We start from the raw sequence: 25,603 nt of genomic DNA on the forward strand, positions 1-25,603 counted from the left end.
TGGCTGGGATAAGTGGGATAACGGGATAAATGAATACTGATTGCTTATATAACAGTAATTTAATGCATATAGGTTTATCCCAAAGTTATCCCAAGTTATCCCGCAAAAGAGGTCTTTACGAGCCGATTTGTATCTACATCATGAGGGTTTTACCCATGACAGCACAGATTTCAGCATACGGGCGGCTGGTGGCCGATGTGCAGAGCAAAACGACCAGCACAGGGAATCAGATGGCATTCACCCGCATGGCGGTGATGTTGCCGTGCCAGAAAGCAGAGAACGGAGAGGCCACCTTCTGGCTGGCAATAACAGCATTTGGCAAACAGGCCGAAGCGCTTGCGAAACATCAGAAAGGCGACATGTTGAGCGTGGCGGGCAATATGCAGATGAGTCAGTGGACGGGCAGCGACGGTGGTACCCAGACCGGGTATCAGGTGATCGTCGACAGCGTGATCAGCGCCAGAACGGTTCGCCCGGGCAGTAAGAAAGGGCAGCAGGGACAGGCTACAGATGCTCTACGCCGGGCGAAGGAGCAGCGACCACCAGCGCAGGGCTATGACGACTATGACCAGAGCCAGCCTTACGACGATCAGATCCCTTTCTGAGGATGCCGAAAATGACAGAACAAAAACGCCCGGTATTGAGCCTGAAATGCGCCACAGGAGGCGCAGCGGAAAAAACACCCAGCAACACGGACTCAGCAGAGAAGGCGGCTCACGCAGGCGCAGCAGCAGACACAAAGCGCAGCCGGTACAACCGCAAAAAGCTGGAGCTGCTGATCACTCACTGGCCTGCTGCTTTCAGCCTGGACGTACCGCGCCCGCTGGCGATTGGCACCGCCGAAATGATATCAGCCGATATGTGCTCCCGGGGCATTACCGGGGCGGGCAAGATCCGGGCCGCCGTTGCGATGTACACCCGGCGCGCATCCTATCTGAGAGCACTGATTGCTGGCGGGTCTCGTTATAACTTGGCGGGAGAACCTGTAGGGGTGGTGACACCGGAGCAGCAGCGACTGGCGCGAGAAAACCTCTCTGCCATGAACGGTAAGATCTCGGTAAGGGGGGACCATGCGCCTGACGCCTGAACAGAAAGCGGAAATCATTCGCCTTAAGCGCCGCGGTCTGGGATATGGACGCATTTCCGGCGAGCTGGGTATAAAAGTCACCACTGTGCGCGCCGTCTGTAAGCGTAGCGGCCTGTTTGATGACAACCCGGCCCACGCTGCGCTGTTTACCATCCCGGAGCCGGTACACAGCTGCGAGCTGGCGACGGTAAAGCCGCTACCGCCGCAGAAAGTGGTAACCGGGCATAAGCAGACTGATGCTTATCTCTGGGTGTTGGAGGTGATTCAGCTGAACGAACCGGCGCACCTGGTCGACGCCGAGGAAGCCCTGCAGAAGCTGACAATCAAACCGAAAGACGCAGAGAAGCGTTACCGTGACTGGCTGGTGCTCAACGGTACAGACCTACTCAACGTGGCGTTTGGCACGATGTTCATGGACGATCCCCAGCACTTCATCCGCCGGGCAAAGGATGGTATTGCCAATGCCCGCCAAGTGAGGGCGCATTACGGCAGCTATGATGCTGCGATGGAGCCGGTGGCCGCCGAGCTGCTGATTGACCAGTCAGCGCTGCTGGTGGGCGATGACTTCGGTATGACAGAAGAGGAGTCAGCCGAAGGCGCTACCTATGGCATTGATCGTCATCTTGAGGTCGAAAGTGCCCGCATGGTTGCGCAAGATGGATTTAGCGACGTCCTGCCAGATCCGCACACCCTTTCTGACGTGGTGCGAGAGTTTGAATACTGGAACTGGCTGTATGAGATGCGCCACACCGCCAGTAAGGAGCTGGGCTGGCAGTACGGTGCGGATCAGCGCCAAGAGATAAGTGACCGGGAGGACTGGCTCGATGGCAAGCTGGCAGCCCTACGCCCACGCCACCAGCGCGAAGCAGTGGACGTGTTGAAATGGCTGTTACAGAGCGAGCGGCACGACGGCAGGGACGAGCTGGACGAAATCCTGATTAACCTCGTCAGTGGGCAGGGAGCAATTGAGTGAGGCGCTGATCTGGAAGAAAGAGTAATGCGACACCAGAAAGGCTTGTTCCCGAGTTTTCGGAGTCCATAAAAAAGGGCAGTATCCAGCGTTTTTAGAGTCCATAAAAATGGTTCGCAAGCCAGCGATAACTCCTGATAGCAGGCCACCTGAAAGGGTGGCTTTTTTACGCTCAGTTCATTTCGTATTTTGCAATATAATTAATGATCATTGCGTTTCATGAAACTATAATGACTGTATCAACATACAGTAATGGAGGCTATATGGCTGTTTCAGTAAAACCGGTTTTGCTCAGTGAAAAACAGATGCAGGCCATCAAAAAGATTCAGGATGAACAGCGTAAAAAATCAGGGATTGGTGTAGCTCCTACTCTGCATGAAATTGCGCGTGGGCTGATGGATAAGGCGCTGGCGGGTTGTATGTAGAAACGGAAGGTAGCGCATGGAACTAAAAATTATTGATGACCCAATGCGATTACAGGCCTTTCTGAACGATCCTGATAATACCGGGAACATTGTTGAGCCCGGTCAGCAGTACCATATCAAACCCGACGCTCTCTATCTGGGTGTTTTCGAAGGACTTCTTCTGGCTGGCATCCACGAAGTACGGAACTTCTGGCATACAGTTGTAGAGTGCCATGCGATTTACGAGCCGGGGTTCCGCGGCGAATACGCGCTAAATGGTCACCGCCTGTTTTGCCGCTGGCTTCTCGATAACTCCCCCTTCACCAACAGCATCACGATGGTTCCAGACACGACCAAATACGGCAGGGCAATTATTCGGTTGCTTGGAGCCAGGCGTGTCGGGCATCTGGACGATGCATATATCAGCAGTGGAAAACCAGTCGGCGTAACTCTGTACCAGTTAACACGCCAGCAATATAAGGAATTTATCGAATGTTAATTATTCAGATAGCAAATAAGCATCTTAACCGTGCTGTATACGCAAAGGGCGGTGATGGTGGCGCATCAAAAGCGCAGGCTCAGGCACAGCAGCAGGCAATAGATTTGCAGCGCGACCAGTGGAATACGGTGATGAACAATCTCAAGCCGTATGCGGAAGTTGGATTACCTGCATTGCAGGGATTGCAGGGGCTGATGACGCTTGAGGGACAGGACAAAGCGGCAAATGATTTCTTTGGATCCGGTCTTTACCAGCGAATGGCTGATCAGGCTAGAAATCAAATATTGCGTTCGGCAGAGGCGACGGGTGGATTAGGTTCTACTGCTACAGCAAACCAATTGGGCGCAATTGGCCCACAGCTTTATAACAACTGGCTAAATGGTCAGATGCAAAATTACGGCAACCTGCTGGGTATTGGTATGAATGCGACAGCCGGGCAGGCCACAAACGGGCAGAACTACGCCAACAACACCGGGCAGCTTTTGCAAGGGCTGGGATCTATCAATGCTGCTAGAGCATCTCAACCGTCTGGCTTCCAATCAGCGCTAACTGGTGGTCTTGGTGGTGCTATGGCTGGTGCTCAGATTGGCTCTGCTTTTGGTGGTCCGGGAATAGGTACAGCAATTGGTGCTGGTGTTGGTTTGCTTGGGGGGCTTTTCTGATGGCGACATGGCAATTAGGTGGTCTTCCTAGTATGTCTGCACAAAATATTAATGCTCCCGGATCTGGCGTTCCCCAACCCATGCAATATCAGCAACAACCTAATTTGGGTGTAATGGCACTTCAGGGACTAAGAGGTATTGTTGATGTTAATAAACAGGCGCAAGCAGCTCAGCAGCTTAAAGATTATCAGACGCAATTGGGTAGCATGGTAGCTAATAATGATCGTACTGGTGTACAAAAGTTAATGGCTCAATACCCACAGTTTATGCCTGATTCCCAAAAGCAAATGGGATTTATTGATGCCGAGCAGAACAGGCAAACGGCGCAAGCAGCGATGAATCTGAGGCTAGCTTCGCAGACGGGCGATCCGAGTGCGATGCAAAGAGCCGTTCAGCAGGCACAGCCAGTACTACAACGATTCGGGCTCACTCCAGATGAAGTTTATCAGTCGTGGCAACAAGACCCGCAGGGCTTTAACCGCACTGCAGATTTAATCCACCTGCATGCTGATCCAAATAGTTACTTTGGTGTCCAGGACAAGCAGCAGGGGCAGGGCATTGCGCAGCAGAATGCAAACACTTCTGCGTTTACGGCTCAGTCAAATGCAGACCTGGGGCAGCAGAGGCTGGCTATTGACACATTTAAAGCACAGAGCGATAACCAACTGCGTGTGCGGGAAATGGCTCTGAAAGCCCGGCTTGGGCGTGCTCAAAATGATATCGAGCGCGACAAGCTGAACGCTGAACTTGGCAAAGTACAGCAGGCGAAAATGGAGAAGCAGAACGACAAAATTAATACTGTCGCAGGCAATATCGACTCCCTGAACTCTGCGCTTGGAGTAGGGCATGAGCTGGCGGGTATTGTCGGACAGCATCCAACGGCGGTCACCCGTTCGCAAAACTACAACCCGCTGACTGGTGGGCTTGGGTTCCTTCCTGACATGGCAGAGGACACGCGAAGCCTGCGCGCCAAAGCTGATGAATACAACCTCAAAGTTATTCTGCCGAGCCTCAAAGGGACATTTGGCGGGAACCCAACTGAGGGGGAGAGGGCGGCTCTTATGCAGTCTCAAAACGGTATCAAGTCCGCCACCAGCAACGAGGCGTTTTTGCGTGAATTGAACAAAGCTCAGGACGTAATTGTTCGCATGCAGAAGCGTCAGATTTCCGGGCTCGGCATTCCTGTAACCAAATCACAGGATGAGGAGACAGATACCAAAATGCTGCTGCAGGATCCCTCACTGGTTAAGGACTATGTGACCGCACATGGCTACCTGCCGGAAAGTTACTATCAGGCAAAGATTAAGGGAGGACAGTGATGGCGCAGATGACAGAAAGACAGACAGCCTATTCCCGCCGCCTCGATGAAAAATACGGGTTCCCATCCGGCACGATGGAAATGTTAGTGGGCAATGAATCCAGTGGCAACGGTGGCGCAGAGTCACCGAAAGGTGCGAGAGGGTACGCTCAGTTGATGCCGTCGGCAATGAGTGATGCGGGTTATCGTGGGACGGATCCCCGCTCACTACCGTTTGAAAAGCAAATGGACATCGCAGCAAACCACCTCAATAAAGGGGTGGAGCGCTTTGGTGATATTGGTATGGCGCTGGCCGGGTACAATTCCGGCAATGCGCGTGTTAATGCGGTCAGGAACGGCAAGGCCACGCTGCCAGCTGAAACAGCGGATTACGTCAGTAAATTTGCAGATGCAGGGATTATCCCTGATGACAGTGAAGTCCTGCAGTATGCCCAGGCTGGTCAGCGCCGCACCCTTCAGCAGCCTGACTACGCAGACCTCGACAAGGCAATCTCACAGGTGGGTGATACCTCTGCATGGGATGCAAAACGCCAGCAGTTTAAAAATCAGGAGGCAGGACAGCCAACTGCCAGCTCGTGGCAACAGAAGCGAGCCCAGTTTCTTGCCAATGAGGGAGCCGGTGAGCCGCAACAGCAGGTAGCCCAGTCAAACCTTAACCCTGAGATGGAGTATCTTTCTCCTGGCCTGAAAGCAGCGCCTGAACAGGCGGCGAGAGGGATTGCCAATATCCCGTTTGATGTAATGGACGCAGGCGTTGGTGTAGTTAACGCGGCTCAGTCAGCTGGGGCATGGGCAGGTCAACAGCTTGGCATGGGAGATGGCACATATAACCCAATGTCACCTGTATCTCGTCCCGTGGATCGTCCTACTGACCCATATGCGCAGGCGGGTGAGCAACTGGCCCCTTACCTTATTCCAGGAGTGGGCGCGGAAAGGACAGCCGCCGCCGCAGCTTCTGTCGCCAATGCTCCGCGCGCTGAGCGTGCTGCCACTCAGTTAGCTGGCATGCTGGCGGAAAACCTTCCCGGCACGCTGGTGAACGCCCAGAAGAACGGACAGATCAGCCCGGAAGATTTAGCAAAAGAGACTGGTATTGGCCTGGCTGGGTCGCTGGGGGCTCGTGCTTTGATAAAGGGCGGGCAAGCGGCTACCGGTGCGGTGCGTGATGTAATGCGCGGTAACGCGAACCCAGCAGGGTCTGCTGGTGGAGCAGTGAATGGGCTGAAAACCGCCAATGATGTATCAAAAGCGGCGCGTTCTGCTGCCGGTCGTCAAAATATCGCATCTCAGGCATCAAGCGTCAGTGATGATGTTGCGAGAGCTGCAGAAAGCACTGGAGTTGATATTGACGCTCTGACACCAGGGATGCGCTCAGGTAGTCGTGGTATTGCTCAGGCTGAAGGTGTTCTCGCATCAACGCCGGGTCACGTTCAGGATGCGCATCTGACAGCCTTTAATGAAATTTCCTCAAAGTTGAACAAACAGCTTTCGGATTTTGGTGCTGAATCTGGTAGCGCATCGGAAAAAAGCGCAGCAATTAAAGATCGTATCAGTGCCAGTCTTGACGATATGAAGAATACTGAAAATGCGGCGTGGGATGATTTACGCAGCACGATGCCACGTGAGCGAATGCCAATGAGCAATGGAATGGCGGTCGTTCAGTCAGAAAAAACAGCAGGAGTGCCGTTAAGCCCGGAGATGAAGCAGTTCCAGTCTGCAAATGGTCAGGGTGGTATTACATTTGATGGTATGAAAGCATGGCGGGCAAAGTTTGCAGATGCTGAAGGTGCAAATATTCGTGCAGGCAAACCTAATGCTGCCCGTGTTGCCGGAGAGATGCGACGGGCCATTACAGATGATATGAAGACGATGGCCCAGAAAGGCAATTTTCTCCCGGACTGGCAGAAAGCTAATGACCTCTCAAAAGCCTATATCACCGCAAAAAAAAACGCGGAGGGCGTCTTCGGGCGAGATCTGGCCTCTGATGTGCTGGTTAAAAAAGGCGTGGATGCTCTCAAATCCAGCGCGGATAAAGGCACTGGCGGTTTTCATCAGTTGATTACCTCTTTGCCTGAGGCGGAACGCCAGCCAGCGATTGCCTCTATCCTCCAGCACGCTGCCTCGCAGGGGCAAAACGGCGGCGTGAGTGAGGGCGCAGGGCTGCAATATTTTGGCAAGCTGATGACGCCTCAGAACGTCGCTGCAATCACGAAGCACGCGCCGCAGGTTGGCCGCATCATGAAGGAGTTCGGCACGCTGGCAAAGGCCGCCACACGACCGCAGCGCTTCATTGAGCGCACTGGCAGGACAACGGAAACGCTCAAAACGCTGGATTCCGGCCTGCCAAAAGTAGTGAGTATTATCATGAACGGCATCCAGCATTCCGGGGCGATTGCTGGTGGCTTTGGCGGCGGTGTTCCAGGTGCTATTGCCGGCTCTTTGGCATCGTCTGGTATTAAAAGTGCTGTAGCAAAAATAGGCGCAACCCGCAGCGGGCGTTACGCTATTGAAAAGGCCGTTCAGGAGGCAACGAAAGCAGTTAATGCTGGAGGCTCACCTGCGGCAATTGCCGCCGCAGAGAAGCGATTTGCAGCGAATAAGCTGGCGATGAAAGCTATTCGTGATGCCATAGGCGCTGACGGGCTGGCGCAATTGATGCGAGTGGGGATCGTAGCATCATTGAGCGGGCTCAAGCATAGTGAATGATTAGCGAGCCATGGATGGCTGATATTAAACAATTAGAGCCATTAATTAAGTGTCAAAATTTGCAGCTACATCATGAATGCGCTGCTTACATTCGCTTACAGTGGTGATAATTTACAGCCATACAATTCTTGGATGAGATCATCATGCTTAAAAAGCTCCTGGTATTATTTGTTTTATCATTATTAGCTGGATGCGTACAAAAACCTCTGGTAACTGTAAACGCTTTGTCTTCTGGGCAAACTGTTGGTAAGAAATTCGTAATCATTCCCGCCAGCCAAGAACTCTGGAACACCAAACAGATTGAATATACTCAAATAGCATCTGTGGTAGCGGCTGGCTTATCGAGTCAGGGCTATACACAGGTAAAAGATGAAAAACAGGCTGATCAGGCAATCCTCTTAGACTTTCTGAGAAGCGGTGCTGTTTCAAATACTCGCAACGTTACTGTCCCGATCTACGGACAAACTGGTGTGAGCTCAGCAACAACGTACGGAAGTGCGAATACAACATTTAACAGCTACGGTGGTGGATACGGCACTGCTAATACTACTGGAACGGCGACAACGGTTTATACCCCTACTTATGGAATTACTGGAGCGTACAACACGACTGTGACTGACACATTTTATGGCGCGGGAGTAATACTTCAGTCATTTGATGCAAAGGCTTACCTCAATAACAAACAGGTAAACATGCTTTGGAAAGTTGGTAGCTCAGTTGTTTCTCAGCAGTCTGATGGCATTGCTGATTATAAGGGGCTCGCCCGAATAGCCGCCAGCTATGCAGGGAAAAATACAGAGGGTGATGTAACTTTTAATATTGACCCCAAAGCGCCAAACTAATCAATTGCCCGGTTCGCCGGGCTTTTTTTTACCCAGGCCCTGAGAGCTACATCCCTACCACACTAAGATTACACTAATCCTTCCAATGAGCAGTGACGCTCCAAACGCACACTAATGTGATTGCCCGCTCAAACCTTGCCGAATGGGATTTCGAGACAAGTACGCGCCCATGCGCGCACACGTGAAGATTTATCTGGGGTCACCACGCGAGCAGAAGAGGGTTTGTGTGCGCCAAGGTTTTTCGGTGATCACTACGCGAGGCGGGGGAGTTTCGTGACCAGTACGCGCGCGAAGATTTTAATTACCTCACCATCCTAGATGGGAAGGTTTTTTAGGGGGCATTATGCGAGGAGTGAAGATTTTCTTACGGTCACCACGCGAGGGAAAGCGACTTTATGCAACAGTACGCGCGCGAGGTTAACCGGCGGAAAAGTCCGCCGATTGAAGATTAACCGAACATCACCGAAGGCGCTGAATAGCTGAGAGGCCCGCTGCTTGGATTTTTGCGACAAGTACGAGGCAGACCACCCGAAGGTTTTTCGGACATCACTACGCGAGCAGAACGTGGGAAAGATTTATCTTACGTCAGTATACAGCGAAGATTTTTCCGACATCACTACGCGAGCAGCAGGGGAGTTTTCGGAGTCCATAAAGAAACCAGTCAAAACCTGACATTCAAAACCGGCAATTTGCAGTCAGGCTTAGTCAAACTTAGTGTTGCGTGCGAACCTATTATTCATTGTTAGTGCGCAGCGCCTGTTATGGATTGTTATGGCTGCCGCGGGTCTGATGAATACCCAGTCGACCACCAGCAAGGGTAACGCATCTTCGGCGGTTCGTACTCAGGCTATCTAAGAGATAGTCAGATGAGTATCTCCGACAATTCCTGGTGCGAGGTACGCAAGCAGGTACGCAGGGTTTTGGCCTGTTATGGCGTGCGAACCTGCAGATCTGCCAAAGGACAAAACGTCCTACACGAACTGACTATCCCGACAATTTCGGGTCTGTTCTTTTCAGCGAGTCACTTTTAAAGAACGAAAGAACGTAACGTTTGTGCGCCATCATTATCTACTACGGAACTTTCGTAGTGCTCAGATTCTGGTATCCGCCCAAGTATCCACCAGAACGGCAGGTGCGAGGATGGATACCTGTTGTTGGTCACTGGCACAGCAGCCGGAATAAGCGGTTTCCACTGGGAAGGTTTCCACGTTGGTTTCCAGCGAAAGGTGGTTGCCAAACGCGAGGTTGCCAGGCAGGTTGCCACCGAAAGCGCCTGTTACCAAAAGAGAGGTTACCAAAAAGGTTACCACGGAAAAGGCGGTAACCGAGCGGCAACTTAACGCATAGTCGCTGGGGTTCACGCATAGACTTCACGCATAACAGCGCCAGCCAGGAAAATATCCTCTCTGGCCGGAAGCTGTTTACCGCTGTTGACGGCGCTAACCAGCACCAGAACAGCACCGGATTAGACTAATGTTGATTAAATAAAGACCATAAATAAGGCCAATTCGGTAAAAAGTCTGGGATAAACAGCATTGTTTTGGGATAACTGGGATAACTGGGATAACCTTGGGATAAACTTAAACGTGCAAAACATTGATTGTATTGTATTATTTCGAAGTTATCCCGTTATCCCAAGAAAAATGATACTTTTCTGCTTATATAGAGAGTTTGGAAATTTTTTCTTTTTTTGCAGGAGAGCGGATGCCATGACGCCACGCGAGATAGAGTTACTGACCATTGCCAAGCTCGAGCATGACGGCCACCAGCTTAACCCTGCAGAACTGCGTGAAGTTCAGCGGCAGATTGCGGAAGGGAGAATGGCAGCGATACGTTACCGGGAGATGATGAACGGATCTGTTTACCAATGGAATAAACCATCGCCACGGCGGTAGTTGTAACCATACTGATATTTTCCCCTATGCCCCAGTTTTTAAAGAAAAATGTAACAGGTGTATATAGCACTTAATGGGTTTCAGCCTAGTGATTGAAATGGCGTAGATGCTGGTCGGTGGAGGTTATGTGAGAGATTTAGAGCCAGTACTCATTACCAGAACGGACATTCAGAACATGCTCGGCGGCATTTCTCGTACAACCTTCTATCGCATGCGCCAGCGATGGCAACTAGAGGGGACGCCATTCCCCGAACCAGTTGATGACTTTATGCCGCCTAAAGGGGGAGCACTGTACAGGCACTCAGAGGTAATGGCGTTTTTCAAAGCAAGGGGATATCTGTAGCCGGGATGTTACTCACATCAAAAAATAACATATTCGATATGATCGCCGCCATAGTGAGTAAAACTATAATGGTGGCTGTATGTCAGAGAAGAGCATTATCCAACTAGTTCCCAATAAGTGGGTATCCGAAGAGCTATTGATGGCAATTACGGGGCTAACTAAACATGCCATCAAATCTGCCCGGGAGAAGTCCTGGATGGAAGGTCGAGAGTACCGGCATTACTCCGGTGATTGCCAGCCTAAGGAAAACTCCCCTATCCTCTACAACCGCCATGAGGTCGATAACTGGGTTGAACGCCAGAAGCCCGCAATACCACGAACAAAACGCTCGGACGGATAATCGGGTTTCACTGGCATTGTGTTGATCATGGATTTTATGCAAGGTCGTTGCGAGTTTCCCGAAGTCGATGTGATGCCAAAACACAGAATCTCTATTATTACGCCAGTTTCTTTAGTTTCTGGAGAAAGCGAGACGTTCTCTTCCCCATAAGCCCAGGAAACTGGCGTAATAGAAAAAGTGCTTTCGCCATAAACATAGGAAACTGGAGTAACGGTGAGTCTTGGCTGGAGCGTTAAGATGGTTAGAGTATCTGAGTAGTATCCACGGCTGCTACTAGGTGGATGAATGGTTCTTTGTATTCAGCAACAGAGACGCAATAGATGACTAAGTATACTGATGCCGCATTACTAACAGCAGATAGATGTCTGGGGATGGATAAACCTGATGTGAAAAGGGTCTGGGCGTACACAATTCAGGAGTTGAATGCTTATGATGAAGGTTGCCCGCGCAATGCGTTCATTGGGTTGTGCGAGGAGGGAATGGTTAAGGGGATTCCATCCGGATGTTATGGCCTTCGTAAAGATAATAAAAATAAAGGTTATGCGGTAGCCGCTGCCAACCTGATCCTGTCAGGGCATGAAGTTGACAACAACGCTATTTGGCAACAAGTCACATCAGGTTATGTACAACCTCACGATCAGGTGAATATCGTAATCGCTTTGCATGATGCAGGTCTTTTACAGCACGGTAGTATGGCTGAAAAGTGAGCGATTGAATGATACGGAAATGCAAATGGGGGTATTTATGGGGGTATGTCAAAAAACAAAACATAATAAATTCTATTAAAATCAATTGCTTTATGTATTTTGTTTTGTTCCTATTATCGCACCATTCAAGCATCTCTCAAAGTCTACTCAAGTTCACCGAAACCCCTTATAATCCGCGTCTTCCAGCTCTGGCTTGTATTCTGGCGTCTGCTGGCACACCCCAAAATCATACATGCATATGAGGATACATTCGGGGGTATATTTACAAGGTGACTTATATCTGGACGGGCAAGCGTTGGGCTTACCTCGCTGTTGTTCTCGATCTATTTGCAAGGAAACCGGTGGGTTGGGCAATGCCATTCTCGGCGGACAGCAAGCTGACCATCAAAGCACTGGAAATGGCATGGGAAGCTCGCGGTAAACCAGCGGGAGTGACGTTCCACAGTGACCAGGACAGCCACTATACAAGCAGGCAGTTCCGTCAGTTACTGTGGCGTTGCCGGATCAGGCAGAGTATGAGCGAACGCGGAAACTGTTGGGACAACAGCCCGATGGAACGCTTCTTCAGAAGTCTGAAAAACGAGTGGGTGCCAGTGACAGGTTATATAAACTTTAGCGAAGCTGCTCATGCGATCACCGACTATGTCGTCGGGTATTACAGCTCGCTAAGGCCGCATGACTATAACGGTGGGTTACCCCCAAACGAATCGGAAAATCGATACTGGAAAAACTCTAAAACCGTGGCCAGTTTTTGTTGACCACTACACCTCAACCAGAATCAAGTTACAGTTGGAGGCATTCTGTGTTCGGTCCAGGGAGATGCCCCCAATGAAGCTAAATGCGCGACAGGTAGATGCAGCTAAACCCCGAGAAAGCCTATAAGCTGGCAGATGGTGCTGGGTTGTATCATGAGGTTGTTCCCACGAATTCTCGAAAACGGCGGATGCAGTAAGTGTCGAGATTAGCTTTGGCCATTTACTCAAAAGCGCTAATGTGAGTAATACTCATAAAACAGATAGTTCTGTAACCTATTAATATAACTTGCTGCTATATAGATAAACCCAGTCTGGATTTATCTATATAAGTTAACTAATTAGCTTTAAAAGTTTTTATTTCACTTGCACGCAGGCTTGTCGAAATCTACTAATATATTTTCCGAGTCTATATATAATGAATATATCTGTGTTTCTTCAAATTTCTTCATACCACATGCTTGTGTTCCAGATTTTGTACCAATAACACGATTTTTAATGCCAAACATCTTTATAAGATGTTTTCCCCACCATCCGTTAGTGTAATACAGAGGGATAAGAGAGGATAATGATGAGAATCTATTTACTGCATTTATTCTCTGGTTTGATGATGGTTGTCTTCCAGCTATAAATAGCGCTAATTTACCTTCCGGGTCCGCTCTGGATACTGAAAGTGCAATATCGTTGGATATCCTGTTATCATACTCTTTTTGATATTTTTGTGCTGCACCAAAAGTAAATGAATAAACAAACACAAACAGTAATGGAAAAGATATAAAAACTGATGCTATATATTTGTTTTTAATTGTGGAAAAGAAGCATATAGTGACAAACATCATTACTGCACCAAACGATATCAACACCCTATCGGCAAAAACCGGAGCGCTAAGAAAACATAAATGAATAAAGGTGCCGAATACAATTAATATCGGAGATAATAAAAAAATGACACTGTCTATAATATTTAATGGTTGTTTGTTATTGTTTCCCCTGTTTAATATGGCGGAAACTATTGAACATACAACAACAGCATACATAAAATATGTTGTATGTTTAATGTTTTTAAAATACAAAATAATTATGTCTGATAGGTGCTAATGTTCCACGTAAATACAGAGAGACTTTCCCGATTTATCGCCAGAGTTTGAGAGTGTATTAAATTATATTCATCTGCCACCATGCTTTTTGTCAATAATACATATAGATAATATGCAACTACTAATGAAATTATTCTAAATACAGCGTTATTAATTCTGCAACATGCACTTTCTGCATTGCATCTTTTATATGAGAGAAAATATTCTATTATTGACAGGCAAACATAAAAACCTATAGATGCCTGATAAAGACAAAGTGATGATATTATCATAACTATTGATAGCATCATGCAAATAAAACTTTTTGGTTTAAAAACGAATGGGATCAAAAGTATCGAGAGTGATGTAATCATTGGCAATACATCAAACTTATAAGACAGGTTCTCAAGCAGAAACGGGTTTGCTATTACGGAGAACATGATAAGAGCGGATGCGATAGGGCTGAACTCATCTAAGTTAGTCTTATAGTATATAAGTGCGCAAAATGAAAATATGGATAATGCTATAATAAGTGTGAGGGGGGATAGGTCAACAATATTTTTACCAAAAAATGAAAATGCTATCATTAACAGGTCAGATAATGGTCTTCCATTTGCAGACCAATTGGTGTATCCAAGTTGGGATCTTAAAATGTCATCAATATACAATCTATCTGCCAGAATAATAGGCATGACATATATTATAATTAATGCAGTTAGACAGCATAAAAATACAATGTTATTCTCTTCGTGAAAGAGATTGTTTGGTATTGCATTTTTTAGATTTTTATTAATTAGGCTGGCCATGTTGTGTCCGAATTGATTTCATTTTTTCAATAAGTATTTTGGGCGTTGTTTTGTTTCTGTATATATTCTGCCAACGTACTCACCCAGAATTCCGATGCCAATGAGTTGAACGCCGCCAAGGAAGAGTATAGAAACCAGCAGAGAGGGATACCCGGGCACTGGATTACCGAATGCTTCCGTTTCAAATATCATCCATGCGCCATAGAAGAACGATACACTGGCGACGAATAGTCCAATGTATGTCCAGATGCGCAGAGGAAACGTTGAGAAACTGGTAATCCCTTCTAAAGCCAGGTTCCATAGCTTCCAGCCATTAAATTTAGAGTTACCAGCAACTCGTTCGACGCGGACATATTCAACGATATCAGTTTTGCCGCCAACCCAGCTAAGTACACCTTTCATGAATAGATTACGCTCAGGCATAAGCTTGATATTTTCTACCACTTCACGGGACATCAGCCGAAAGTCGCCAACGTTTTCTTCAATCATCGGGGTGCTGATTTTATTATGCAGCATATAGAACCACTCAGCAGTCTTGCGCTTAAGTCTACTATCAGTGGAGCGAGCAGAGCGCTTGGCCAATACCATGTCAGCACCGGCATGCCATTTCTCTATCAGATGAGGGATGACTTCAATCGGGTCCTGCAGGTCTACGTCAATTGGAATAACTGCATCACCTGTGGCATGATCCAGCCCGGCGAAAAGTGCAGACTCTTTGCCAAAATTACGGGTAAATGAAAGGGGAACAACGAGCGGATCAGATACAGCCAGAGCGTTAATTAGCGACTCTGTGGCATCCTTACTTCCGTCGTTAATGAACACAATTTCAACATCATGTTGCTGTAAATCTTCAAATTCACGAACTGTCGTATAGAAAATCGGTATTGTGGCCTCTTCATTAAAGACCGGAACGACTAACGAGATTTTCATTTCTCATCCTTAAAGACAATGAATATCGAGTAAATAAATCGGCATACAGATAGATGCGGAAAACGTGATAAGTGTGATTATTGGAATAAGCTCGAATTTATCAGTAGCCCTGCCAATCGCTGCATTCAAGGTTTCTATAAAATCAATATGTAATATATATCTGAGTGCTGTTATTAAAACGCTGAAGGTAAATTTTGCGTTTATTACGAAGCTGAACGAGACGGTAAATATGAATCCTACAAAGTAGCTCCAGCATCTAATTTGTATGCAAACCACAAATGCATACTACGAACATGACTCATGAGTATTAGATATTCAAAATTCTTATCGACGTTTACTTACTAATAACGTTAACATTATAAAAATAGTCAGTCCTGAGGATGTGGGAGTTTATCATTGCTTATCTTATTGTTCGACAGTCTCGGTGAAAGTTCTGGGTTCGACGCCCAATTATCGGACTATTTCAAATTCTGCCCGTGTTGAACGGCTTATGAGTCTCAATCGTTGCGCTGACAGAGTCTTTTAGAACGTGGGTCGTCTTTACTCCTAACCAACACCTGCTTAAGGAAATCGCCGATGCTCAAAGAAAATTTCAATGAACTGCAAATCTTTCTGGTGGTGGCAAGGGAGCGAAGTTTTACCAAAGCTGCGGGCAAACTCGGTGTTTCTCAGTCAGCCCTTAGCCATGCGATGAAGGCACTGGAGGAAAGGCTCAATATTCGCCTTCTGACCCGTACCACCCGAAGCGTGGCCCCTACCGAAGCGGGTGAGAGAATAATTGCCTGCCTTGAACCGCGTATTGCCGATCTTGAGCAGGAGCTGGAATCGCTGGTTCAGCTGAACGGCACCGCCTCCGGTAACATTCGTTTATCTGCCGGGGAGCATGCCGCGCGAAGTCTGGTATGGCCGAAGCTAAAACCGTTCCTCAGGGAATACCCGGAAATTAATGTTGAACTGGTGGTTGATAACGGCTTTGTCGATATTGTTGAAGGGCGTTTTGATGCCGGGATCCGTCTGGGCGAAAGCGTGGATAAGGACATGGTCGCCGTGAGGATTGGACCGGACATGCGCATGGCAGTGGTTGGCGCACCGTCTTATTTCGCCGCAACCCCTGTACCTGAAACGCCGCACGAGCTCCAACATCATCGATGCATCAATATGCGCCTGCCGACTGCCGGTGGACTTTACCACTGGGAGTTTGAGAAGGGAGGGAAACCGTTACGGGTCAGAGTGGAAGGGCAGGTGACGTTTAATCTGCTGGCGGAAAGGATTGATGCGGCTTTATCCGGTTTTGGCCTCGCCTGTATACCTGAGGATAGTGTGCAGGATTATATAAAGTCAGGAGAACTTATTCAGGTTCTGCAGGACTGGTGTCCGTCTTTCCCCGGATATTATCTCTACTACCCGAGCCGTAAGCAGCATCCACCGGCCTTTGCGCTGATGATCGATGCGCTGCGTTACGCGGAATAACGGGTCCGCAATGTGTTGTGGACCCGAAAGGGTATTAACGGTCTACACGAGCCTGGTGCTCAGGTGAGTAACGCTCACCGACGATTTTAATCGTTTCAAGCGCCTGTGTTATCTGCCGCGAGTCATCCTGCGAAAGAATGATGTCGACAGCCTCCAGGTTTTCCTCCAGACGGTGCAATTTCGTGGTACCTGGGATAGGCACAATCCACGGTTTTTGTGCCAACAGCCATGCCAGCGCGATTTGTGCAGACGTCACGCCTTTCTCTGCAGCCAGTTCTCCCAACAACGAGACCAGCTTTTCATTGGCTTCGATCGCTTGTTCGGCGAAACGCGGTACCTGGCTTCGGTAATCATCCTTCCCAAACGTCGTTCCTGGCTTTATCGATCCCGTCAGGAAACCTTTGCCTAAGGGACTGAAGGGCACAAAGCCAATACCCAGTTCCTCCAGCAATGGCAGGATCGCCTGCTCAGGCTCGCGCCACCACAGGGAGTATTCGCTTTGCAGCGCGGTGACCGGTTGTACAGCATGCGCCCGACGAATGGTTTGTGCGCCCGCTTCAGACAGACCGAAATGCTTGACCTTCCCTTCGGCAATCAGATCTTTCACCGTTCCCGCAACATCTTCAATCGGGACATTCGGATCGACACGGTGTTGGTACAACAGATCAATGACATCAGTTTTAAGACGGCGTAATGATCCTTCAACGGCTTCACGGATATGTTCCGGGCGGCTGTTTAAAATCTGCTGCTTGTTATCGTCGCCAAAGGTAAAACCAAATTTGGTGGCGATGACCACACGGTCACGAAACGGTTTTAAGGCCTCGCCTACAACCTCTTCATTAAGAAAGGGGCCATACACTTCGGCGGTATCGAAGAAGGTGACACCACGTTCAACCGCAGCGCGAATGAGCTCGATAGCCTGACGAGTATCCGTCGCCGGGCCGTAGCCGTGGCTTAAGCCCATGCAACCGAACCCAAGTGCGGAGACTTCGAGTCTGGATTTACCCAGATAACGTTTTTGCATTGAATGAATACCTCTTTTATTGCGCCTTAAACGTCAAGTTTGCGGCCAGTCAGCCACTCCACCATCGCCGGGTCGCGGTGAGAGAAGAAGGCGCTGGTGGCCGTATCGAGCGCGGCAATCTGCAGCATATCTGCAGAACTGAGTTCAAAATCGAGAATGTTGATGTTCTCTCCCATGCGTTCTTTGCGCACCGATTTCGCCAGTGAAACGATGCCGCGCTGGAAGATCCAACGCAGTACAACCTGGCCCACACTTTTGCCGTACTTCTGACCAATAGCCGTTAATACGGGATGCTGGAACAGGCCATTTTTACCTTCAGCAAACGGTGCCCAGGCTTCCGGCTGAATGCCATGGCTTTGCATCCACGGTACGGCGTGTAATTGCTGGTTGAAGGGGTTAACTTCAATCTGGTTCACTGCAGGGGCAACGTTGTTGAAGGCGATAAGGTCGGCCAGACGGTCAGGATGGAAGTTACTCACGCCAATGGCGCGAATTTTGCCTGCCTGTTGCAACTCTTCCATGGCACGCCAGGCACCATGGACATCACCGTAAGGCTGGTGAATCAGGTACAGGTCAATGTAATCAAGTTGCAGTCGATTCAGAGAGCGCTCGAACTGTGCTTTAGCGCCTTCGTAATGGGTATCCTGCAGCCAAAGTTTGGTCGTTACAAAGAGCTCGTTACGCGCGATGCCGGTCTGTTTCAGTGCGTTCCCGACCTGGGTTTCATTCTGATAAGACGCGGCGGTATCGATCAGACGGTATCCCGTTTCGATGGCATCAATAACGGCTCTTTCGCATTCCGCAGCATCCGTCATCTGGAAGACACCAAAGCCCAGCAGGGGCATTTCAATACCGTTATGTAGATTTACCGTTTGCATGATGTTTTCCTCCCGCGATTGTTGGGGAAAAGCATAACGTAAACTGATTTATCTGATTAGGTAGGGTAATTAGCTAGGGTTTATTAGATTTATTCATTAATCTACCAATGCCTGACGGTCGGCTTTGTGCCTGATATCGTGGTTCATACCATGTCGTCAGTAATATTGTTCTTAGCCGATCTACACTCATTCTAAAAATAGACATTATTCATCAGTAACCTGATGGCAGTTTATTCATTGAAACCAGTCGCCCTCTTTTTATTTCAATATATCCACCGGCAGAAAGATCTTTCAATACTTTATTCAGTGAACTTCTTGAAACCGGGGTTCTGTTCAGGATGAAGTCAAATACTGATATTTCTTCAAGCTTGTCTTTTTTTAACGACCACATGATTTCAAGATGGTTTTTTATAATCGTGTAGACACTTGCTTGCGAGAGCATCATATCTCTAAGGTAATAAATGTTGATATAAAACGAAAGTATTACTGATATATGTCGCCAAAGACTTTTATGGTCAGCCATATCAATAAACTCGGAAAGGGGAATGGAAGTGAGTTCAACATTCGTTACAGTATGAATATAGTAACAGTCCTCATCTGAAGACATACTCGAAAGTCCGAGTATGGCGGGTGCATCGACATTAACAATAATTAAATCGTTCTGGATGTTACGTATTTCTATTTCACCTGAAATTAAGTGAAACACCGATTTTTCCTTTCCGTTATAAAATGGTAGAGAGTGTTTTTTGGAGGATATTATCCTAAGTCTTTGGGGATGATTGTCAATCTCACTACCAATGATACAGTTTGCATTTTCCAACAGTTCATTTGAAGACATTATATTGCTATACATAGTATACAAACCCTTTCTGCAGCTTATTTAAATATAAGCCTTTTTTAATAATTTTCCCTGGTGTTGTGTCGATTAATGCAAGTTTAAAATGTTACATTTATGATAGATATATTCTGGTGTGTATACAGGTGTATTATGACAGAAGCGTAGAGCATAACAAAGAGGCTGCTATATACAAAAATGAACATTTAAAAATACATATCGATACAGATTTGCTTATTTTTGCGAATGTTGAAAATTTCAAGGGAAAGGCATTTTTTAGTTATTCACACTATCGTTTTCTATTTTTTCAATAATTTGATGTTTTGATAATGGTCCTTGTATTCATTAACAATGTGCTGTTGATGACTAAATTACAATGAAGACAGGGTATTGACTGGTGCAGGGTAGTGCCGCATTTATTTAAAGTATATTTTTGCATATTGCAAAATTTAAAATGAAATCTTGGATAAGTTATTAAAATATTTTAAATAGCATCGAAATGAGTACTTATGAGATTGATTTTTAATTCATTTTTATATCCTCAAATCTCCGGGATAGATCTGGATCACATTGTTGTTAATATTCGAAGGTGCCTTGAAACTTATTATTGAAAGTGAATGTGCGCATAAAATAATAATGATTTGTCATTGATGTTTTTGATTGTTTGAAAATGACTTAATAAGCCCGCTAATAAAATTATAAGGACTACAATAATGAAACTTAAGTTAGTTGCAGTGGCAGTGACTACTTTGTTGGCAGCAGGCGCGGTAAATGCGGCTGAAATTTATAACAAAGACGGTAATAAGTTGGATCTATACGGAAAAGTGGATGTTAAGCACTATTTCACCGATAACGCTGATGAAGACGGCGATCAATCTTATGTCCGTATGGGCTTCAAAGGTGAAACGCAGATCAACGACCAACTCACTGGTTTTGGTCGGTTTGAACATCAATTCAATGGTTCTAATGCTGAAAACCAGGGGACCTCTGGCGATAAAACCCGTCTGGCTTTCGCAGGCCTGAAATTTGCTGAATATGGCTCTCTGGATTACGGGCGTAACTACGGCGTAGCGTATGACATCGGCGCATGGACTGACGTCCTGCCTGAGTTCGGTGGTGATACCTGGACCCAGCCTGATGGATTTATGACACACCGTACTACCGGAGTTGCAACCTACCGTAACACCGACTTTTTCGGTCTGGTTGAGGGCCTGAACATCGCCGCTCAATACCAGGGTAAAAACAATGACCGTAATATTAATAGATCAAACGGCGACGGCTTTGGCTTATCGTCTACCTATGAGTATGAAGGTTTTGGCGTAGGGGCTACCTATACAAAATCTGACCGTACTGATGAGCAAGTCAATGGTGGTGGCAATCTGTTCGCGACGGGTGACAATGCTGAATTGTGGGCTGCTGGTCTAAAATATGATGCTAACAACATCTATCTGGCCACGACATATTCTGAAACCTCTAACATGACCCGTTTTGGTGATGTTGGTGGTATTGCGAACAAAACTGAAAACTTTGAAGCCGTCGCTCAGTATCTGTTTGACTTCGGTTTACAACCCTCTCTCGCATATCTGAAATCCAAAGGTAAAGGTTTGGGTTCCTATGGCGATCAGGATCTGGTGGAATATGTTGATGTCGGCGCAACTTATTACTTCAACAAAAATATGTCTACCTATGTTGATTATAAAATCAACCTGCTGGATGACAACAACTTTACCAAAAATGCGTCAATCAGTACTGACGATATCGTCGCAGTTGGCATGACTTATCAGTTCTAATCTGAATTGATTTCTAAAAAGCCAACTCATTATGAGTTGGCTTCAATGCAAAGATTTAAATCTCCTGAGAGAATACTTCATGCAAACGTTCACAGGGCGATGCCTGTGCGGTCAGAGTCATATTACCGTTAACGTTCAGAGGCTTGATGTTTATGCCTGTCACTGCACGTTGTGTCAAAAATGGTCTGGTGGCATTGCAATGTATTTGGAAGCGTGTGGGCAACCATTAATCGCCGAACACATGCCAGAACCGGGTATTTTCTCTTCTTCTCTGCATGGTGAACGTTGTTTCTGCTCCGTATGTGGAAGCCCCTTATGGTTTCACCTGGTCAATTCTGACTATTACTTTATTCCGTGGACGATCCTTGAATTGAATGAAAGCGAGAGACGTCGCCTGGTGTTAGCTGCCGAAATCTACATAGAAACACAGCCAGCTTTCTGGAAGCTCACGGGGCAATACGCGCGCCTGAGTGGCACAGAGGTTGAAGTAATGGATTCCCTTGGCCAGTTAGCGCATTGAATCGGCGCTGATACTCCAGATACTTTGAGCCCGCTGTTCCGGTAAAATCGTTGACCGTGATATCTCTGTGTGAGCTCAGGCTGATATCCCTGCCAGACATCCACGCTACCGCACGGCAGTGTCGGTTCAGGACACTGCCGACGCATTTAGGACGATCGACACCAGGGATCGAAAATTAACAACCAAAAACGGTGTTCGTTTTCGGATGGAGATATTTATTTAAAATTCGCGCGGAGTATTAACCAGCTGAGTGCTTTATTTCAATAGCAAGGGCAGAACAGAGAAGAGACGTTTGTTAGCTTATTATTTTTGGATATGCAGAGAAAACGCTTTGATTGTACTGAATATGGGTTTTGTAGGGGGTGGAATGTGCGTGGAATATAAAAATAATCAGAGGGTTGGGCAATGTTGTGTATTTTTATGATATAAATCAAAACAGTGCTGCGAGCCCTGATGAAAACACGCATTGTGCATTAAATGAAAATGTTGAGTGATATCGGTTAGTTTATGCAATCACATTTATTGCGAGTATAAAATAAAAATTCACAAATATGCAATTATTAATGCAATGAGCAATATCGATATTAATTAAATAATTGCGGCATCGATTAACTGCCGTAATGTGGATACTTATTCGGTGTGGGGAATAACATGATGGCGGCCGACAATATGATCATCGTACCGCCGGTGTGCAAGGGAGCCACGCCGTATTGCAGGCATCCCCGTACCCGTTCTGATGGATTGACCAACAATGTAGACTTACCGGCATACTCTGACTTCTGACTAAAGTTATGCCGGTACGCTTTCACCACGCGACACAATGACTAACGCCTGGCTAAAGGTGGTCAATCCAACCAGAACTATTTCTGCCGGGACTCAAGCCAGACCAGCGCCAGCGTGGAGAGTGAACACATCACCACAATGCCGACAAACCAAAACAGATACCACATCGTCCTCTCCTCCTTAGTAAAGTTCGTGATTGTGGCGACGGATCGTTTCTACATTGATTCGCCCCAGCATCTTGTAATAACTCCACAAGGTATAAAGCAGAACAATCGGTAGAAAAATCAGCACAATAACCAGCATGATGCTGAGCGTCATCTGGCTCGAGGTACTGTCCCACACCGTCAGGCTGGAGAGCGGATGCAGGCTTGAAGGCATCACAAACGGGAACAGGGTTATTCCGGCGGTGAAGATGACGCAGGCCTGGGTCAGTGAAGCCAATAGAAATCCCCAAACGGCGCGACGTCGGGCGCAGGCATACAGTGCGAGCATCGGAAAAAGCATGCCAAGCAGCGGAATGATCAGCAGCAGAGGGGAATGATAAAAGCGATCCATCCACGCGCCGGGCAGTATCGCGACCGCTTTTAATAGCGGGTTGGAAGGCCCATTAGGGTCCTGGCTGAGCAGCACAAAGCTATCAATACCCGTCCATAACCAGTACCCGGCCAGCAGAAAACAGAGCACCACCAGCATTGCGCTACGTCTGGTGGCTGACAGTGCGCGCTGGCGAATAACACCGTCGGTTTTCAACTGCAGCCACACGCCCCCTTGCATAATGACCAGCATCAGACTTAATGCACCGCATAACAGCGCGAAGGGAGAGAGTAACTGCCAGAAAGTGCCGGTGTATTGCACATGCAGTTGCGGCGTAAAGACAAAAGGCACACCCAAAAACAGGTTGCCGAATGCGATGCCGAAGATAACCGGAGGCACCACACTGCCGATCACCAACCCGGTGTCCCACATGGCGCGCCAACGTGCACTGGCTATTTTACCGCGATAGTCAAAGGCCAACGGACGGAAGAAGAGGGCGCATAGCACCAGGATCATCGCCACATAAAACCCCGAAAATGCGGCGGCATAGACCCGAGGCCAGGCGGCGAATAATGCGCCACCCGCAAGAATCAGCCACACCTGATTACCTTCCCAGTGCGCACCGACACTGTTGATTAACACCCGGCGCTCATCATCGTTGCGCGCGATCAGCGGTAACAGGCAGCCGACCCCCATATCAAACCCATCAGTGACCATAAATGCCACCAGAATGATGCCAATCAGCAGCCACCAAATGAACCGCAACGTTTCATAATCCAACATGATTGTCTCCTTTATCCCTGTTATTGCGCGGGTTGTTGACGCTGCAGCGTATCGGGGCCAAGACGCGCGTATTTCTGCATCAGGTAGACCTCCGCAATTAAGAACAGCGTGTAAAGCGTCAGGATCAGCCCCATGGAGAAGGCCAGTTGGCCCACGGTCAGCGCGGAGTGAGCGTACCAGGTCGGCAAAATATCCTGAATGGCCCAGGGCTGGCGGCCAAACTCGGTCATAAACCAGCCGGCTTCAATGGCAATCCAGGGGAGCGGCAGGCTCCACAGCGTCATGCGCAGTACCCAGCGATGTTGATCGATACGCATGCGTAAGGTCTGGATCAACGCAATCGCCATCACCAGCAGCAGCACTGAACCGCATCCCACCATGATGCGGAAACTCCAGAACACAGGCGCCACGTGTGGGATCGCGCCGCGCTGCGCGGCCTGGTATTGATCTGGCGTGACATGGTTCATATCCGGTGCGTAGTTCGCCAGCAGGATGCCGTAGCCCAGATCGTTTTCCACGGAATGAAACGCTTTCAGCACCTGAGGTGAACGGTTACCCCTGGCGATTTCCTGCATCAGCAGCCATGCAATCCGACCCCGTTGCAGGCGGGGTAACGCGTCCGCCATCAGGTTCTTCAGCCCTGGAACCGGCGTGTCCAGCGAGTGGGTCGCCAGAATCCCCAGCAGAGCAGGTATCTTCACGGAAAAGGCGTTACGTTCTTGCGCCTGCAGTGGCCAGGCGATCACATGAAAGGGCGCGGGTGCAGGCTCGGTTTGCCACTCGCCTTCCATTGCAGCCAGTTTTACGGGCTGCAGTTGGGCGACCTCATAGGCTGAACTGTCGCCCAGTTGTAGGGTGCCGAGGATCGCCAGCGTGCCGAAGACGGACCCCACGGCGAAAGAGCGCAGGGCGAACTCGCGATCACGACCACGCAGCAGATACCAGGCGCTGATGGACATAATAAACATGGCGCCGGTGACATAACCGGACATCACCGTATGCACAAATTTCACCTGGCTGACGGGGTTAAAGACCAGCTCGCTAAAGCTGCTCATCTCCATGCGCAGAGTATCGATATTAAAGTGAGCGCCTGTTGGATATTGCATCCAGCCGTTGGCATTGAGGATCCACAGCGCTGAGATATTCGAGCCAAAGGCCACCAGCCAGGTGACCAGCAGGTGCTGATACTTGTTTAAGCGCTGCCAACCGAAAAAGAACAGCCCCACGAAGGTGGATTCAAGGAAGAAGGCCAGCAAGGCTTCCATCGCCAGGGGCGCGCCGAAAATATCGCCCACATAGTTGGAATAGAGCGACCAGTTAGTCCCGAACTGAAACTCCATGGTCAGGCCGGTTGCTACGCCAAGCGCAAAGTTGATGCCGAATAGCTTCCCCCAGAAACGCGTCATATCGCGGTAGATTGTTTTGCCCGTCACCACGTAAATGGTTTCCATGATGGCCAGCAAAAAAATCAACCCCAGCGTCAGGGGAACAAACAGGAAATGATAAAGCGCGGTCAGCGCAAACTGCCAGCGCGATAAGTCAATGACATCCCACATGCGAACTCCTGTAGGCAATAAGAAAGTGAATAGAAACGATGGAAAAGACAAACTGCGCCAGACCCGCGACGGATAACGCGGCGGGTCTGTATC

At 48.2% G+C, this 25,603-nt stretch carries 25 protein-coding genes and 2 pseudogenes; 16 read left to right on the forward strand and 11 right to left on the reverse strand.

Features of this window, described 5'->3' with window-relative positions; all coding sequences use genetic code 11:
• The first annotated feature begins 155 nt into the window (after positions 1 to 155).
• The 9 genes from N7268_RS10030 to N7268_RS10070 all read left to right on the forward strand — a co-directional run bounded on the left by N7268_RS10030 (position 156) and on the right by N7268_RS10070 (position 8,488).
• Positions 156 to 605: a single-stranded DNA-binding protein gene (locus N7268_RS10030; RefSeq protein ID WP_260862772.1), complete on the forward strand. Its 450-nt coding sequence runs from the start codon at positions 156 to 158 to the stop codon at positions 603 to 605.
• 11 nt (positions 606 to 616) lie between these two features.
• A complete protein-coding gene (locus tag N7268_RS10035) occupies positions 617 to 1,087 on the forward strand; it encodes a ProQ/FinO family protein (RefSeq protein WP_260862773.1) in 471 nt (156 codons plus the stop codon).
• Positions 1,071 to 2,060, forward strand: a complete 990-nt coding sequence (locus tag N7268_RS10040; protein WP_260862774.1) for a helix-turn-helix domain-containing protein — start codon at positions 1,071 to 1,073, stop codon at positions 2,058 to 2,060. The genes N7268_RS10035 and N7268_RS10040 overlap by 17 nt, the downstream gene beginning before the upstream one ends.
• 260 nt (positions 2,061 to 2,320) lie before the next feature.
• Positions 2,321 to 2,482 carry a hypothetical protein gene (locus N7268_RS10045; RefSeq protein ID WP_049014588.1) on the forward strand — a complete coding sequence of 54 codons (162 nt, stop codon included), beginning with the start codon at positions 2,321 to 2,323 and terminating at the stop codon, positions 2,480 to 2,482.
• Positions 2,483 to 2,498: 16 nt separating this feature from the next.
• Positions 2,499 to 2,960: a DUF2824 family protein gene (locus tag N7268_RS10050; protein WP_260862776.1), complete on the forward strand. Its 462-nt coding sequence runs from the start codon at positions 2,499 to 2,501 to the stop codon at positions 2,958 to 2,960.
• Positions 2,954 to 3,622: a DNA transfer protein gene (locus N7268_RS10055; RefSeq protein ID WP_260862777.1), complete on the forward strand. Its 669-nt coding sequence runs from the start codon at positions 2,954 to 2,956 to the stop codon at positions 3,620 to 3,622. The genes N7268_RS10050 and N7268_RS10055 overlap by 7 nt, the downstream gene beginning before the upstream one ends.
• A complete protein-coding gene (locus tag N7268_RS10060; RefSeq protein WP_260862778.1) occupies positions 3,622 to 4,941 on the forward strand; it encodes a DNA transfer protein in 1,320 nt (439 codons plus the stop codon). Before N7268_RS10055 ends, N7268_RS10060 begins: the two co-directional genes overlap by 1 nt.
• Positions 4,938 to 7,646: a lytic transglycosylase domain-containing protein gene (locus N7268_RS10065; RefSeq protein WP_313958384.1), complete on the forward strand. Its 2,709-nt coding sequence runs from the start codon at positions 4,938 to 4,940 to the stop codon at positions 7,644 to 7,646. The genes N7268_RS10060 and N7268_RS10065 overlap by 4 nt, the downstream gene beginning before the upstream one ends.
• 143 nt (positions 7,647 to 7,789) lie before the next feature.
• Positions 7,790 to 8,488, forward strand: coding sequence for a hypothetical protein (locus N7268_RS10070; RefSeq protein ID WP_260862780.1), 699 nt, complete (start codon positions 7,790 to 7,792; stop codon positions 8,486 to 8,488).
• A 1,091-nt stretch (positions 8,489 to 9,579) separates the two neighbouring features.
• On the opposite strand, the gene N7268_RS10075 is transcribed toward N7268_RS10070, so the two are convergent.
• Positions 9,580 to 9,786, reverse strand: a complete 207-nt coding sequence (locus N7268_RS10075) for a hypothetical protein (RefSeq protein ID WP_260862781.1) — start codon at positions 9,784 to 9,786, stop codon at positions 9,580 to 9,582.
• A 472-nt stretch (positions 9,787 to 10,258) separates the two neighbouring features.
• Positions 10,259 to 10,393, reverse strand: a complete 135-nt coding sequence (locus N7268_RS25190) for a hypothetical protein (RefSeq protein ID WP_409929186.1) — start codon at positions 10,391 to 10,393, stop codon at positions 10,259 to 10,261.
• Positions 10,394 to 10,805: 412 nt separating this feature from the next.
• Between N7268_RS25190 and N7268_RS10085 the strand changes: the two genes are divergently transcribed.
• The 4 genes and pseudogenes from N7268_RS10085 to N7268_RS10100 all read left to right on the forward strand — a co-directional run.
• Positions 10,806 to 11,066, forward strand: a complete 261-nt coding sequence (locus N7268_RS10085) for an excisionase family protein (protein ID WP_061548343.1) — start codon at positions 10,806 to 10,808, stop codon at positions 11,064 to 11,066.
• A gap of 320 nt (positions 11,067 to 11,386) precedes the next feature.
• Positions 11,387 to 11,773 carry a DUF6979 family protein gene (locus N7268_RS10090; RefSeq protein ID WP_260862783.1) on the forward strand — a complete coding sequence of 129 codons (387 nt, stop codon included), beginning with the start codon at positions 11,387 to 11,389 and terminating at the stop codon, positions 11,771 to 11,773.
• Between the two features lie 269 nt (positions 11,774 to 12,042).
• Positions 12,043 to 12,531, forward strand: a pseudogene (locus N7268_RS10095) (IS3 family transposase); the annotation flags it as partial.
• Between the two features lie 70 nt (positions 12,532 to 12,601).
• Positions 12,602 to 12,722, forward strand: a pseudogene (locus tag N7268_RS10100) (integrase); the annotation flags it as partial.
• 165 nt (positions 12,723 to 12,887) lie between these two features.
• On the opposite strand, the gene N7268_RS10105 reads toward N7268_RS10100, so the two are convergent.
• From N7268_RS10105 to N7268_RS10115, 3 genes are read right to left on the reverse strand one after another with little or no spacing between them, the layout of a single operon-like run.
• A complete protein-coding gene (locus N7268_RS10105; protein ID WP_260862784.1) occupies positions 12,888 to 13,598 on the reverse strand; it encodes a hypothetical protein in 711 nt (236 codons plus the stop codon).
• 5 nt (positions 13,599 to 13,603) lie between these two features.
• Positions 13,604 to 14,407, reverse strand: coding sequence for a glucosyltransferase domain-containing protein (locus N7268_RS10110; protein ID WP_260862785.1), 804 nt, complete (start codon positions 14,405 to 14,407; stop codon positions 13,604 to 13,606).
• An 18-nt stretch (positions 14,408 to 14,425) separates the two neighbouring features.
• Positions 14,426 to 15,337 carry a glycosyltransferase family 2 protein gene (locus N7268_RS10115; RefSeq protein ID WP_260862786.1) on the reverse strand — a complete coding sequence of 304 codons (912 nt, stop codon included), beginning with the start codon at positions 15,335 to 15,337 and terminating at the stop codon, positions 14,426 to 14,428.
• 576 nt (positions 15,338 to 15,913) lie between these two features.
• On the opposite strand from N7268_RS10115, the gene N7268_RS10120 reads away from it, so the two are divergent.
• Positions 15,914 to 16,807, forward strand: coding sequence for a LysR family transcriptional regulator (locus tag N7268_RS10120; protein ID WP_260862787.1), 894 nt, complete (start codon positions 15,914 to 15,916; stop codon positions 16,805 to 16,807).
• A gap of 34 nt (positions 16,808 to 16,841) precedes the next feature.
• On the opposite strand, the gene N7268_RS10125 is transcribed toward N7268_RS10120, so the two are convergent.
• The 3 genes from N7268_RS10125 to N7268_RS10135 form a co-directional block, all read right to left on the reverse strand.
• Positions 16,842 to 17,831 (reverse strand): aldo/keto reductase, encoded by a 990-nt coding sequence (locus N7268_RS10125; protein WP_260862788.1) that lies wholly within the window; start codon positions 17,829 to 17,831, stop codon positions 16,842 to 16,844.
• A 26-nt stretch (positions 17,832 to 17,857) separates the two neighbouring features.
• Positions 17,858 to 18,709, reverse strand: coding sequence for an aldo/keto reductase (locus tag N7268_RS10130; protein ID WP_260862789.1), 852 nt, complete (start codon positions 18,707 to 18,709; stop codon positions 17,858 to 17,860).
• Between the two features lie 211 nt (positions 18,710 to 18,920).
• On the reverse strand, positions 18,921 to 19,415 hold the full coding sequence (locus tag N7268_RS10135) for a helix-turn-helix domain-containing protein (RefSeq protein ID WP_260862790.1): 495 nt from the start codon (positions 19,413 to 19,415) through the stop codon (positions 18,921 to 18,923).
• 842 nt (positions 19,416 to 20,257) lie between these two features.
• On the opposite strand from N7268_RS10135, the gene ompC reads away from it, so the two are divergent.
• Both ompC and N7268_RS10145 read left to right on the forward strand, forming a co-directional pair.
• On the forward strand, positions 20,258 to 21,334 hold the full coding sequence (gene ompC, locus N7268_RS10140) for a porin OmpC (RefSeq protein ID WP_260862791.1): 1,077 nt from the start codon (positions 20,258 to 20,260) through the stop codon (positions 21,332 to 21,334).
• Positions 21,335 to 21,413: 79 nt separating this feature from the next.
• Complete coding sequence (locus N7268_RS10145; RefSeq protein ID WP_198905257.1) at positions 21,414 to 21,854, forward strand: GFA family protein; 441 nt, start codon at positions 21,414 to 21,416, stop codon at positions 21,852 to 21,854.
• A gap of 860 nt (positions 21,855 to 22,714) precedes the next feature.
• Here the strand turns inward: N7268_RS10145 and cbdX are convergent.
• Genes cbdX through appC form a run of 3 tightly spaced genes read right to left on the reverse strand, consistent with a single transcriptional unit; the run spans position 22,715 to position 25,510 of the window.
• Positions 22,715 to 22,804: a cytochrome bd-II oxidase subunit CbdX gene (gene cbdX / locus N7268_RS10150; RefSeq protein ID WP_260862792.1), complete on the reverse strand. Its 90-nt coding sequence runs from the start codon at positions 22,802 to 22,804 to the stop codon at positions 22,715 to 22,717.
• Between the two features lie 13 nt (positions 22,805 to 22,817).
• Positions 22,818 to 23,954, reverse strand: coding sequence for a cytochrome d ubiquinol oxidase subunit II (gene appB / locus N7268_RS10155; RefSeq protein WP_260862793.1), 1,137 nt, complete (start codon positions 23,952 to 23,954; stop codon positions 22,818 to 22,820).
• Positions 23,955 to 23,974: 20 nt separating this feature from the next.
• Positions 23,975 to 25,510 carry a cytochrome bd-II oxidase subunit 1 gene (gene appC, locus N7268_RS10160; RefSeq protein ID WP_260862794.1) on the reverse strand — a complete coding sequence of 512 codons (1,536 nt, stop codon included), beginning with the start codon at positions 25,508 to 25,510 and terminating at the stop codon, positions 23,975 to 23,977.
• Positions 25,511 to 25,603 lie beyond the last annotated feature (93 nt).

This window comes from Citrobacter sp. Marseille-Q6884 (genome assembly GCF_945906775.1).
Taxonomy (GTDB): Bacteria; Pseudomonadota; Gammaproteobacteria; order Enterobacterales; family Enterobacteriaceae; genus Citrobacter.